12 protein-coding genes and 1 pseudogene are annotated in these 12,174 nt (G+C 46.9%); 6 read left to right on the top strand and 7 right to left on the bottom strand.

Features of this window, described 5'->3' with window-relative positions:
• Positions 1 to 55 precede the first annotated feature (55 nt).
• Both FC07_RS15740 and FC07_RS15465 read left to right on the top strand, forming a co-directional pair.
• Positions 56 to 253, top strand: a pseudogene (locus FC07_RS15740) (peptide MFS transporter); the annotation flags it as partial.
• Positions 254 to 856: 603 nt separating this feature from the next.
• A complete protein-coding gene (locus FC07_RS15465; RefSeq protein ID WP_057905964.1) occupies positions 857 to 2,257 on the top strand; it encodes a C69 family dipeptidase in 1,401 nt (466 codons plus the stop codon).
• An 85-nt stretch (positions 2,258 to 2,342) separates the two neighbouring features.
• Here FC07_RS15465 and FC07_RS15460 read toward each other — a convergent pair whose 3' ends face one another.
• The gene (locus tag FC07_RS15460) at positions 2,343 to 3,248 is read right to left on the bottom strand and encodes an isoaspartyl peptidase/L-asparaginase (protein WP_057905963.1); all 906 of its coding nucleotides are present in this window, start codon (positions 3,246 to 3,248) and stop codon (positions 2,343 to 2,345) included.
• A gap of 85 nt (positions 3,249 to 3,333) precedes the next feature.
• Complete coding sequence (locus FC07_RS16070; RefSeq protein ID WP_170206667.1) at positions 3,334 to 3,495, bottom strand: hypothetical protein; 162 nt, start codon at positions 3,493 to 3,495, stop codon at positions 3,334 to 3,336.
• Between the two features lie 184 nt (positions 3,496 to 3,679).
• Between FC07_RS16070 and FC07_RS15455 the strand changes: the two genes are divergently transcribed.
• Complete coding sequence (locus FC07_RS15455; RefSeq protein WP_057905962.1) at positions 3,680 to 4,060, top strand: DUF1694 domain-containing protein; 381 nt, start codon at positions 3,680 to 3,682, stop codon at positions 4,058 to 4,060.
• Here the strand turns inward: FC07_RS15455 and FC07_RS15450 are convergent.
• The 5 genes from FC07_RS15450 to FC07_RS15430 all read right to left on the bottom strand — a co-directional run bounded on the left by FC07_RS15450 (position 4,050) and on the right by FC07_RS15430 (position 8,425).
• Positions 4,050 to 5,225, bottom strand: a complete 1,176-nt coding sequence (locus FC07_RS15450; protein ID WP_057905961.1) for a multidrug effflux MFS transporter — start codon at positions 5,223 to 5,225, stop codon at positions 4,050 to 4,052. The genes FC07_RS15455 and FC07_RS15450 overlap by 11 nt on opposite strands.
• 203 nt (positions 5,226 to 5,428) lie before the next feature.
• Entirely contained in the window at positions 5,429 to 6,223 is a 795-nt protein-coding gene (locus tag FC07_RS15445) for a metal ABC transporter permease (protein ID WP_057905960.1), read from the bottom strand.
• Positions 6,216 to 6,911, bottom strand: a complete 696-nt coding sequence (locus FC07_RS15440; protein WP_057905959.1) for a metal ABC transporter ATP-binding protein — start codon at positions 6,909 to 6,911, stop codon at positions 6,216 to 6,218. The genes FC07_RS15445 and FC07_RS15440 overlap by 8 nt, the downstream gene beginning before the upstream one ends.
• Complete coding sequence (locus tag FC07_RS15435; RefSeq protein WP_057905958.1) at positions 6,904 to 7,803, bottom strand: metal ABC transporter solute-binding protein, Zn/Mn family; 900 nt, start codon at positions 7,801 to 7,803, stop codon at positions 6,904 to 6,906. Before FC07_RS15435 ends, FC07_RS15440 begins: the two co-directional genes overlap by 8 nt.
• 157 nt (positions 7,804 to 7,960) lie before the next feature.
• A complete protein-coding gene (locus tag FC07_RS15430; protein WP_155797809.1) occupies positions 7,961 to 8,425 on the bottom strand; it encodes a MarR family winged helix-turn-helix transcriptional regulator in 465 nt (154 codons plus the stop codon).
• A 241-nt stretch (positions 8,426 to 8,666) separates the two neighbouring features.
• Here FC07_RS15430 and FC07_RS15425 point away from each other — a divergent pair, with 241 nt between their 5' ends.
• From FC07_RS15425 to FC07_RS15415, 3 genes are all read left to right on the top strand, one after another.
• Positions 8,667 to 9,743 carry an acyltransferase family protein gene (locus FC07_RS15425; RefSeq protein WP_083483364.1) on the top strand — a complete coding sequence of 359 codons (1,077 nt, stop codon included), beginning with the start codon at positions 8,667 to 8,669 and terminating at the stop codon, positions 9,741 to 9,743.
• A gap of 14 nt (positions 9,744 to 9,757) precedes the next feature.
• Positions 9,758 to 10,633, top strand: coding sequence for an alpha/beta fold hydrolase (locus tag FC07_RS15420; protein ID WP_057905955.1), 876 nt, complete (start codon positions 9,758 to 9,760; stop codon positions 10,631 to 10,633).
• Positions 10,634 to 10,898: 265 nt separating this feature from the next.
• The gene (locus FC07_RS15415) at positions 10,899 to 12,083 is read left to right on the top strand and encodes a glycoside hydrolase family 73 protein (RefSeq protein ID WP_057905954.1); all 1,185 of its coding nucleotides are present in this window, start codon (positions 10,899 to 10,901) and stop codon (positions 12,081 to 12,083) included.
• Positions 12,084 to 12,174 lie beyond the last annotated feature (91 nt).

Raw genomic sequence — 12,174 nt, 5'->3', positions numbered from 1 at the left:
ATTATACTAAATCAGAGTCTCTATTTAACTTGTACACTTTTTATTCTAGGCCCAGGGGTTATTATTAGGCTTCTGGCCAGTTGCCGTGTTCTTCGCCAACTTACTGTACCCACAAGTCTATGCCTTATTGAAGACCAGCGACCCAAGCAAGTTCCAATCCGGTTACGGGATCTTAGCGGCAATCGTGATTATTTTAGGCCTGATCCTCTGGTTCTCCAGCAAGAAGTTAGACGCATTAGAAACAGCTGAATAATGAATATTGAAAAGGGTGGGCCATAATGCGGTTAGCCTTCGAGTATTAGCAAAAAAATGGGTAGACTCCGAACTTTGAGTCTACCCATTTTTGTAGCTAAAGGTCGAAGGTTGCATTATGGCGCACGTTAGAGGCCAACTTTGTTCCTTTTTCAGATGAATTCAAAGTTGGCCGGGTGCGGTGAGCAAACCAAAATAGGTAATTATGGGCCGGTTTTTTTGTGAGGATGCGGTTAACAGTCAGATAAAAAGTGAAAAATCTAATTAAGTTTTTCGGCTTAAATTATGAGAAAATAGCTGTTAAATCTGAGCTTCATTTGAATTCGCTAAATTTTGTTGGATTTCATGTGTAATAGGTTGCGAATCAAGCGGATTTTGTTATGATGAACATGTGCTATGTGTGATTGCTTAACCGTGGTGCTTTGAAAAAGCTTAAGCTGAAAATGTGATGATAACACCGTTTAGCGGCGCTGATGTTGCACTGGCTTAACTTTTAATCAGCACCAAGATTGATACTTTTTTGTTTGTGAATAAGTTTTTTAACAAATCTAACTAGGAAGTGAAAATCGTGGTAAAAAAGAGTCCAAATTCAGATTGTACAGCAATGTTAGTTGGTAAGAACGCAAGTATGGATGGTTCAACAATGATTGCCCGTGATGAAGACGGTCATGATGGTGTAAAGCCAAAACTGTTTGTCACTTATCCAGCAACGGATAACACCGGGAAGACGTTTGTTTCGACTTATAATGGTGTTGAGGTGCCGTTGCCAGGCAAGGCTTGCCGCTACACGGCGACGCCAAATGCTGACCAAAGTGATGGGATTTGGGATGAACAAGGCATTAACGAATATAATGTTGGGATGAGCGCCACTGAAACAGAATTCACCAATGCGCGGGTCTTAGGTTATGATCCATTGGTTGAAGCTGGCATTGACGAAGATGCCATGGTGACATTGGTATTACCTTACATTAAGTCTGCTCGTGAAGGGGTTGCCCGGTTAGGGGCCTTGGTTGAAAAATACGGGACTGGCGAAACCAACGGGATTGCGTTTAACGATCATGATGAAGTTTGGTATTTTGAAACGGGCGGCGGCCATCAATGGGTTGCGGTGCGGATCCCAGACGATTGCTATGCGATTGCACCCAATATTATGTGTATTGAAGACATTAAATTTGATGATCCAGACAACTATATGTATGCCACGACGATCAAGGATTTTGTGGCTGAAAATCATTTAAATCCCAATCCTGACACGTTTAACTTCCGGAATATTTTTGGCACCAAAGACGAAGCGGATGCTTATTACAACACACCGCGTTCTTGGTACGGGCAAAAATTATTCACACCAGATTTGGAACAAGAACCAACCAGTCAAGAAATTCCGTTCTGCCAGCATGCCAATCGTAAAATTGCGGTGGAAGATGTTGAATTTTTCTTATCGTCACATTATAACGGCACCCCTTATGACCCATTTGATACCTATGCGTCGGGGACTGAAAAGGAACAAAGCCGGTTCCGGTCCATTGCCTTGGATCGTAACCATTGCGCTTGTATTTTACAAATTCGCAACGGTGTTCCGGCTGAAGTTGCTGGGATCCAGTGGATCAATTTAGGCTTTTACGCTTACAGTCCATTTGTACCGTTCTACACCAACAATAACGAGACACCGGCGAACTATCAAATCGCCGATGAAGACGTGTCCTTAAACAGCGCTTACTGGCTGTATAAGAGCTTACAAGTGGTGGTTGAACCCCATTATCATCAGTTCATTAACCAAGTCAATGAATACCGTGACAACGCGCAAAGCTATGCGTTAGGCCAAATTAAGGCCACTGATGCCGCAGTCGCTGGTCAAACCGGCGCTGCCGCAACAGCAGCTTTAACAGCCGCTAACTTAGCCACTGCCGCAGCCGTGACCAAGCAAACGGAAAAGCTATTAAGTGATTTGGTCAAACAAACGTTACTGTCTTCTAAGTATCGTTGGGATCGCGGTCAAAACCTTTAATCAAGGTTGGTAGAGAAGAGAAAAGCTGAAGCCGTATAAAAAATGAGATGCTGACGGAAACGTCAACACCTCATTTTTTATACGGCTAAAGTTCAATTTTATGAATATTCGTCTGATTGTTGGTACTGCGTTTCGCAGCGAAGACGGTGGGTTCTAGCTGATCCGTTGCCACAACAAAGCTGAAATCAACGTTGCTGGCGGCACCCCATTGGCCATCTTTGGCCAATGCCACAACAGAAACGGCACCGATATGGCCGCTACGGTGATACAATTCATCGACAAAGGGGTAGACCACTTTGTCGCAAGCGGCCTGTGGGGTGAGGCCATTGGCAATTTCTTGGTTAATACGCAACGGCAACAGGCCTTTCATTAAGTCTTCGCCTAAGCCAGTGGTCACCACACCAGCCGTCTGATTGTCGCAGAAAAAGCCGGCACCAGGTAGCGGCGCATCCCCTACCCGACCTTTAGCTTTCATGAAAATACCACTGGTTGAAGAACCGGTGTGTAACCGCCCGCGATAGTCTAAACTGACGACACCAATGGAATCATGAGATTCAATCACATCGTGTCGGGTAGCATTTTTGCGCACTTGCTTGCCCCAAAAGTTTTGCATTTCAGGGGTGAGCATGGTGCGCATGGCAAACCCATGGCGCCGGGCATATTCATTGGCACCGTGGCCCACCAATAAGTTGTTTAAAAGTTCATGTGACAAGTTACGGGCCACTGCAATAGGATGGGCAATATCCGTGGCGGCGGCAATGGCGCCAATGCTGAGGGTATCGCCATTCATAAACGATGCATCCAACTGAACTTGGCCTTCTGCATTGGGTAACCCGCCGTAACCGGCAGTGTTGAAGGCCGGATCGGCTTCGGCACTTTCAATTGCAATTTGGACGGCATCGCCACTTGGCCCTTGAGCTGCCAAGCGTTCGGCGGCCTTTGTGGTGCCAGCTAAACTTTGTTGCCAGGTTGAAATAATTCCCCAAGTCATGATCGACGACCTTCTTTCTGTAAATGTGCTGATGAGCGTTCTATTTTAAAAAGACGTGTTACACTAACGCTAGTGTAACCTGTACTTAGGCTGCAAGATTTGGCAGTCGTTCTTGGTGCTGACCGGCTTGTAACGCGAGGATATACCCGTTCTTAATTTTTAGGGTATAACGTGTGGCAAGCTGTAATGCTAATAATTGACCACGAAAGTCATAAATTGGGAGAACTTCTGCTGATACACCTGTCATCAGATCCCTTCATTAAGTCTATCTTCATCATACCGCCTTTTGGGAGAAAGAAAAGCGATTTGTTGGGTTAAATTTTCCTAAAAGCGGCTGGCAACACAAGCAATGGCCAATCGCGAATTTTGTTAAATTCAGGTAACGAACAGATGACAAATGACATGACCAGCTAAAGGGGGAAATCGTAAAAATGTCGAAAAAAACAGAGGATTATATCAAGCGTCATTTATTCACACAACCACAGATCAAGCCCGATGAACGCCGAGCTTTTTTAGGCAACTACCGGGACCGCGTGGCATTAGCGTTAACGATTCAACAATTACGCGCAACGCGCACGTTGCCTATGGTGACCCAGATCCTAAAACGTTACCCACAATATCGCCTTTATCTCAATGGCCGGATGGGTGAAACGTTGATCCAACGCTATTTACAATTGGCCCTTAAGCTGGATTATCCCTTTACGATCTTAACGCAAAAAGGCATTCGGAAAACGCCAGCTTTAAAGGAATCTGATTTTGGGTTAGTCGTTGCGGCCAAAGATGCCGCCAGTCGGCAGCTGATTATTTTTTAACGAAAGTTTTTTGATAAATCGCCAAGGCACCGAGTTCGCAGACTAAAATCAAAATCGCCATTGGCACGTAAGTATTTTTACCTAGGACACCGACAAAAGGGGATAACAACCCGCCAATTAAGTTTTGAACCAACCCTAAAATGGCAGACGCACTGCCAGCGTATTTTGGCGCGTGGGCCATGGCCAGCGCTGCGCCTAAGGTGCCTGCAATCCCCACCATTGAAACGATTAAAAATAACGGTAAGATCACATAACGCAATTGATGGGGCAAGGCCAACGTGCCACAGAGCAGCAAGGCGCCTAGTAGGGCCACCAAGATACTGCCACGGAGTACGCGCTGTTCCGAATAACGGGTGGTCAAAGGCCCAACCAGTTGTGACATGACCACGATGCCCAGGCCATTTAACGCGTACAGCAGGCTAAAAGCTTGGGATGACAGCCCGAAAATATTTTGCAGCATGAAGCTTGAACCTGAAATATACCCAAATAACCCACCGGTAACCAGGCCGCCAATTAACGTGTACCCCATAAAAATCGGATCGTGGACCAGTTGGCGCAATACCGGTAATAACGGTTGGGTGGTTGCGGCGGTTGTCGTTTTAGGATGGGTCTCACGTAACCCGAAGAGAACGCCGAAGCAAAGCACAACCCCGACCACGGTGAGAATGATAAAAATACCCCGCCAACTGGCGAAGCCCAGCACAAAACCGCCAATAATCGGAGCGATGACTGGGAAAATCCCATTCACCGCCATGAGCAGGGCGTAGAATTTGGTGAGTTCGGCCCCTGTAAACAGGTCGCTGGCAATGGCCCGTGAGGTAACTAACCCTGCGGCGCCGGCTAAGCCTTGGCACAAGCGCAGGACTAATAACCACCAAACGTTGGTTGCCAAAGCCGCCAGTAGTGAGGCCAGCGTAAAGACCACCAGGCCGATCAAGGTCGGTTGCTTGCGGCCAATACGATCACTGATTGGACCAATGAACAGTTGCCCGACAGCCAGGCCAATCAAACAGGTGGTAATGGACAGTTGGGTCAATGAGGTGGTGGTGTGCAGCTCTTGTTGCAGTTGCGGCAGTGCTGGTAAGTACATATCCATGGAAAGCGGTCCAAAGGCACTGAGCGTTCCTAATAATCCGATCAACCCATACTTTTGGCGTTGTGTCATGTTAAAATCCCCCTAAAAATAAGTCGGCCGGCACACTAAAAATCGGGGTAGGCCGCTTTTGTTTAAGGCCTACCCCGATTAATCGTTAGCGATGACCCCACATTCAGGGGCCAACTTGAGATTTTGTTTTCAATAGCTTCAAAGTTGGCCGGTTTCATGTGTCGATCAGTGACCCAGCCTGCAATATTTAACGTTGCTTAGAATTAGCCTTGATGGCTGTAATTATACGCCAGTGCAATAAAGTAAAACAAGCATTCTAAGCTGGCAATGAAGAAACTAACCGGCCAGTTGGTGGTGTAGCCTAAGGCCAAGCCGCCCCAGACGCCTAATAACGCTAAAATCACAGCAATCAACATCATCCCACTGACACTATGGGCAAAGTATTTCGCACAGGCCGCCGGTAAGGTGAGTAACACAAAAATCAACAAGGAGCCGACGATCTGTGCCGCAACACTGACTGAAAGGGCCAATAAAATTAAAAAGACGATCGACAACGTATTGGTCCATAAGCCTTTCACTTGGGCGCCAACGGCATCAAATGAATCAAATTTTAAATTGCGATAAACCACGAAAATGACGAACAAAACAAGGGCAGATAACCAAGCCACTTGTTGGACATTTTGCCGACTAATGCCAATAATGCTCCCGAATAAAATGTTCGTGGCGTAGCTGGAACTTTTATTGGAAAGGGACAAAAAGAGGATCCCGAGTCCAATAAAAAGACTGGAAATGGCACTGATCGCTGCTTCGCGCCGAGCCGCTTTTACGCTTAAGCGGCCAATGATCACAGAGCTAAACATGGTGAAGATCAACATCCCATTTAATGGGGGCCAGCTCATAAACACACCAAATGAAGCACCGGCAAAACCGATTTCAGATAGCGTGTGCGTGAGAAAGGACATATTCCGTGCACTGACAAAAACGCCAATGATTCCGCTAATAATCGCAATAAAGGTACTGGCCACAAAGGCATTTCGCATAAATTCCAAACTAAACATGGTCGGCCTCCTGTAAGTCATTAACGGGGAGTTGGGCAATGGGGCCAAACTGGTAGGTCCCGTTTTTCAGCAGTAGAAAATCATCAGCGTATTGCTTGGCTAAAGGCACATCATGGGTGACAAAGATCACGCTGAGGCCTTGCTGTTGCTGGATCTGTTTCACCAAGTCCAGCAATTCGTATTTCATGACATTATCTAAACTAGCGGTTGATTCGTCTAAGATCAGTAAGTCAGGGCGTTCGACTAAGGCCTGGGCTAAATAAGCGCGTTGCTTTTGACCACCCGAGGCCATGCCCAACGGTTGTTTTTGAATTTTTAATAACCCTGTTTGGGCTAAAATCTGGTGGACTTGTTGGTGCTCTTGCTGGCTTAGCCAAGGTAATTTCCAGCCACTTAAATTGAGGCTTACAAAGTCGCGAATACTCAGTGGGTATTCCCGGTCTAAATTCCGAAACTGTGGCACGTAACCAAAATGCACGGTTTTACGGTTCGGGTGAAAGCTGATCTCACCACTTAAAGGTTTTAATTGTTGCAGAATCGTACGCATTAAGGTCGTTTTACCGATCCCGTTTTCGCCAACCACGCTTAAAAAATGCCCGCGTTCAAGTTGGAAATCGAGATGTTTAAAAACAGTTTGATTGGGAAATGCGACGCTAAGGTCGTGAACCGTTAAAATTGGATCAGTCATGGGCGCTTCCTTTCTGGATCCGCGCGACCTGTTGGTATTGGCGGAGCATCCATTGGCGATAAGTCAAGTGGGCAGGCAAAGTTTCGGTGACTTTTAATACAGGGACGTGGGACTGTTTGGCCAGTTGCACCAAATTGGTCAGAACCTTGCTGTCTGCTTGGGTGTTTTGCACAAAAAAGGCGATTTTGTGGTGTCGAATGGCCGTGCGTAATTTTTGAATATCTTGTGGTGACGGATCGGTACCATCTTCAATCGCTTTGGCAAAGTGTTGGTTGCTGATTTTGTAACCCATTGCGGTTAATGCGTAATTGAAAACAGGCTCACTAACGGCAACCTTTTGGTGCTTGGACTGCGCACGTAACGTTGCAATTTTGCGATTGATTGGTTTTAGAGAACGGATATAGCGTTGCGCGTTGGCTTCATAAGTTTTGCGATGCTGCGGGTCGCGTTGGCTGTACAGCTTGGCTAAACGCCGGGCTAATTTAGGCATGGTGCGGTAGTCGTACCACAAATGTTCATTCGTCCCCGCCTTTTTGTGCCACAAGTCTTCCCCAACGCGTAAGTTGGTAATGTGGGCCTTGCCGTTGGCGGTAAGCAATCGCTGCAGCCAGCTATCATAACCCAGGCCATTTGAAATCACAATTTGGCCTTTCGCAACTGTTTTAGCCGTTTTGGTGGTGGGTTCAAAATCATGGGGATCCATGTTCGGTTGATTGATCAAGGTAATGACCTGCCCATGATCGCCTAAAACGGCCTTTGCTGTTTCGGCATAAAAATCCAAAGACGTGACCACGGTAATGCCTTTGGATGGTGTGGGTTGTTTTTGGCAGCCAGTTAACAGTAATAGCCAGCTACTGAGTAATAAAATAAGCGCAGTTAATTTCGGTTTCAAGCCGGTCCCTCCGTCGATTCCTAAAAAGTAATCATTACGATTTAGATTACTTGAATTAGTTTACCAGTGTCAAAAAGATTGTCAAGCGACGAAAACGCTACCAAATAAAAAAACAATTTTGCAAGGTGCCAAAATTGTTTTTGAAGTGTCACGTCAGCTAATCGGAATTGGGATTGGCCTCGTTTTTATGTTTTAAGTTTAAATAGAGCTTTTGCGTTAAGCGGTACATTTCGGCCTGTTCATCAGGCGTTAAACCAGCTAAAACTTCATTTAACAGCACAATACTTTCTTGCTCGTGGGCAGCAATACGCTTTGATCCTTGCGCCGTTAACATCACGTGGATCAAACGGCGATCATTTTGGTCCTGTTGCCGGGTGATCAAACCGTCATTTTCTAATTTACTCAGTAACTCGGTTAAAGAGGAGGGGCGAATATCGAGCTTTGCAGCCAGCTCACTTTGAATAATGCCGTTGTGATGTTTTAAGATATGCAACACACGGCCACGCCCGCGACCGTGTGAATGGAAGTGCGTGTCGTTCGTCTGACTAAACGCAAAGCGGCTAATTTGTTTCATAAGACCATTTAAAGTCTGAAACAACAATACTGACGTACTTTCTGGCAAGTTGATTGATCCTTTCGTATTGTAGCTTAGGTACCTAATTTGCTTTACTATAGCATGGCAAGCGTACCAGCGTCAATAAAACGCATCTTTAGGAAAACGGTTTCGCTCAAACATGACTTGAATGTTGCTTTAAACACTGCTATAACAAGAATTAAGCGACCATCCAGCGCGCTAGGCACCATGATTTTATGGCTGATTTAAGCATGGTGCAGTAGGTTTAAATCATCATCAGCACTTAGAGGTGAGCAACATCGCAAGGCAACACAGAATTCAATGGGTGGATGTCGCCAAGGCATTGGGAATCATTGCCGTGGTGATCGGCCATGCTTCCGCGCAACATGGCACTTTTTACCAAGTTTTATATTGGTGGCACATGCCGCTGTTCTTTATGATCGGTGGCTTTTTTATCCGGCCACAAGTAGGTTGGCGTGCTTACCGGCACTTTATTTGGCGCCGCCTCATGCCGCTTTATTTACAGTATCTCGCCGTTGGGGCGCTGATCACCTTAATCGATTTTGGGTTACAACCAGGTGCTTGGTCAGTGCTGTGGCAAGGTTTTGAAAAGCTGTTTTACGGTGGCACGTTATTAAACGGCAGCTTAAGCGTTTTTTGGTATCTCACCGTGTATTTACTGGCAGTGGCCGCCGCTGTGGCGTTGATCAGTTTTGTAAAGTGGGCTTGGCTCCGCTGGGGTATTGCGCTAACGTTGTTTGGGCTGGGCCTGACTTATGATAATGCGCAAAGTTTGTTTGGGTTCACGCTGCCTTGGGATGCAGATGTGGCATTAGGTGCTATTCGCTACGTTTATGTGGGCTACCAATTGTTTGATTGGGTGAAAGGCCATCTTAATTGCTGGTGGCTGATTGGGTTGATCTTTAGCCAAGTGCTCTTCTTTACTTGGGCGCAGGCGCAACATAAAATGCACTTTATTTTGTACATGAAATCGCATCAAATTGCTGGTCCAACCTTATTAAGCAGTACGGAGCTGGCGTTGCTATTACCGGTGATTTTTAGCATTGGTATTTTTGTGATCGCCCACTGGCTTGCGGCAACCCCGTTACTACCGGTGCTGCGTTTTATTGGCCAGCATACCTTGGTGGTGATGTATTGGCACAAACTGATTTTTACGATTTTAAAGCAATTTAGTTGGAACGCGCCAGTCTTACTAATTGGCTGCGGCTTGTTGCTACCTTTGCTATTGGCGTGGTGCCAACAGCATGTTCGCCAGTGGTGGCAGCGCGATGCATGGTTGTGGTGGCCTTTTGGGCAACACCGGTATGCTGGTAAAGTCGTGATGAAGTCGGTTCACGAACACTGACAGGAGGAAATTTTGTGAAGAAACGCTGGCTTTATCGCGGGTTATTTGCGCTGATCTTACTTTTAGCAGCGGCTTGGGAATATTATCAGTTTAATGATCAAACGACCAACAAGCAGGCCACGACACCGACTGTTTTCGTGCACGGTTGGCGTGGCAGTGCCCATTCAACCAATGATCTGATCCGTTCCATTCAGGAGCGTCGCTTAGGGCAAAAGGTCTTGACAATCACTGTCGCGGCAAATGGAAAGCTCAGTTATAGTGGCTTTTGGCGACACGGGGTTAAAAATCCGCTGATTCAAATTGTGTACACCAACAATCGCGCTGGTGAAGTGCAATACGAACGGTGGTTGGTTAAAATCATGCATCAGTTGCGGCAACGTTACCATGTACAAACAGTTAACTTAGTGGGCCATTCCATGGGCGCTTATGCAGTGACTTACTATACCTTGAAACACGGTGAGCAGGCCAATTTGCCCCGTGTGGCAAAATTAGTAGCGTTAGCAGGGCCGTTTGATGGGATCATCGGCAAAAATCGGGCTTTTCACCCTAAAGATGGCACCACCTGGACGGATCGACCGCATGCCAATCGACTTAAGGCGAATGGCGAACCCGTGAAAATTCATCCGGAATATCGGCGTTTGTTAGCGTTACGGCATCAATTTCCGAAACAGACGCAGGTGCTGAATGTTGATGGTGATCTGAAGGATGGCTCTCATTCAGATGGTGTGGTTTCAGTTACCTCGGCCACAGCCTTAGGCTACTTAGTGAAGCAACGTGCGGCCAGCTACCAAGTGGTCCAGATCACCGGTCCGAACGCACAGCACAGCCGGTTACATCAGAATAACCAACGTGTAAACCGGTTATTACGAGCATTTTTATTTCAAGCATGAGTGGGCCATAATGCGTTTAGGTTCCGAGTATTAACGAAAAGTAGCTCCGGACTCTGATTTTTGAGTCTGGAGCTACTTTGCTGTTAAAGGTCGGAATCTGCATTATGGCGCACGTTAGAGGCCGATTTTTTTCCTTTTTCAGATAAATTCAAAATCGGCCGGGTGCGGTGCGCAAACCAAGATAAGTAATTATGGTCCAGCTACTTTAACGCTTTTTGGAAGTTGTTGCGTAAGTTTAAGTAACAACCGAAAAGAGGCGAGCAACATGAAAAAATGGTTTTGGTGGGGACTGCTGGGCTGGCTGGTGGCCTGTAGCCCTGTGCAAGCCACCACTGATGTATCACAATTGGCCCAGCAATTGTGGCAACAAGAAGTTCGTGTATCACCAGCTTTAAACCTAGCCCCAGCGCAACAAACGGCCTTTGTGACGACTTGGCAGGCTTATTTACAGGCAACCCAGGATTTCCAGCAAGGCAAGCCACAACCTCAACAACCAACCGCGATTGAGCAACTGGTTTGGGCAACCTTGCAACCTGCGCAGGCGTCAGGACTGGCAGCAGGCCGCCAACAAGCGTTACAACAGTTACCCCTGGATTGTGCGCCACCACCTGATCAGTTGCCAGTTGCGCAAGTCATTTATCAACAGGCGTATCATCAGGCCTATGAACAGCAAGTTCGAGCCATGGCAACGGCAGCACTGACGCCAGATCCGCCAGTTGTCACACCGCCACCGCTTACCCCAACACAACCTGTGACAGCACCATCAGCAGCACCACCACCAGCTCCTAGCCAACCGCAAGTCGCAGCGGTGCCGCAGGTTCAATGGCGGCCAACGCAAGCCGCTTTTTTCAAGCGTTTTGCCACTTTGGCCCAGCGCATCAGTCGTCAATATGATTTATATCCCTCGATTATGTTGGCGCAAGCGGCATTAGAAAGCAATTGGGGGCAAAGTGAATTGGCCCAAGCGCCTTATTATAATTTATTCGGTGTGAAGGCGACCAGTGTGCATCAGGTGCGCTTGGCGACTTTAGAAGCAGATGATAATGGCCAGTTGCAACCAATCCAAGCGGCGTTTGAGCGCTATTCAAGTTACCGCCAATCATTGTTGGCTTATGCACGACTGTTAAGCCTGCCCCTTTATCAAGGTGCAAAACGTCAAGAGAGCACGACTTATCAAACCGCGCTGGTTCGTTTAGCACAACGCTATGCCACAGATCCGCATTATGCGCTTAAAATTCAGCAATTGATCGTGGCTTACCACTTACAGCGTTATGATGCGCCGCCAAAACTGCAGCAACATTTTCAAGCGCCACCACGTCAGCTTTTGCCTGGCCGCCAGCGTTTATGGCAACCAACCCCAGCGTCGCAGCATTTAAACTGGCCCAATGCACAAGGCTGGTCATTTTTAATTGCCAGTTGGCTGCCTGAGCGGCCTTCAAAATTGGCGTAAAAAATAGCCCACACTTCCGCCGAAGTGTGGGCTATTTGGCGAATGCTTACTTTGATTCTAAAGCCGTGCGATTATCGGCCTTAGTTTTAAC

The organism is Loigolactobacillus bifermentans DSM 20003, assembly GCF_001434575.1.
GTDB lineage: Bacteria > Bacillota > Bacilli > Lactobacillales > Lactobacillaceae > Loigolactobacillus > Loigolactobacillus bifermentans.
The sequence above is the reverse complement of the archived record's forward strand: the minus strand, read 5'-3'. Positions and strand labels throughout refer to the sequence as shown.

Coding starts and splice junctions, on each gene's coding strand:
- FC07_RS16070 (WP_170206667.1), bottom strand. CDS start 3,495: ATGACAGGTGTATCAGCAGAAGTTCTCCCAATTTATGACTTTCGTGGT.
- FC07_RS15445 (WP_057905960.1), bottom strand. CDS start 6,223: ATGTTTAGTTTGGAATTTATGCGAAATGCCTTTGTGGCCAGTACCTTT.
- FC07_RS15460 (WP_057905963.1), bottom strand. CDS start 3,248: ATGACTTGGGGAATTATTTCAACCTGGCAACAAAGTTTAGCTGGCACC.
- FC07_RS15455 (WP_057905962.1), top strand. CDS start 3,680: ATGTCGAAAAAAACAGAGGATTATATCAAGCGTCATTTATTCACACAA.
- FC07_RS15450 (WP_057905961.1), bottom strand. CDS start 5,225: ATGACACAACGCCAAAAGTATGGGTTGATCGGATTATTAGGAACGCTC.
- FC07_RS15440 (WP_057905959.1), bottom strand. CDS start 6,911: ATGACTGATCCAATTTTAACGGTTCACGACCTTAGCGTCGCATTTCCC.
- FC07_RS15415 (WP_057905954.1), top strand. CDS start 10,899: ATGAAAAAATGGTTTTGGTGGGGACTGCTGGGCTGGCTGGTGGCCTGT.
- FC07_RS15465 (WP_057905964.1), top strand. CDS start 857: ATGTTAGTTGGTAAGAACGCAAGTATGGATGGTTCAACAATGATTGCC.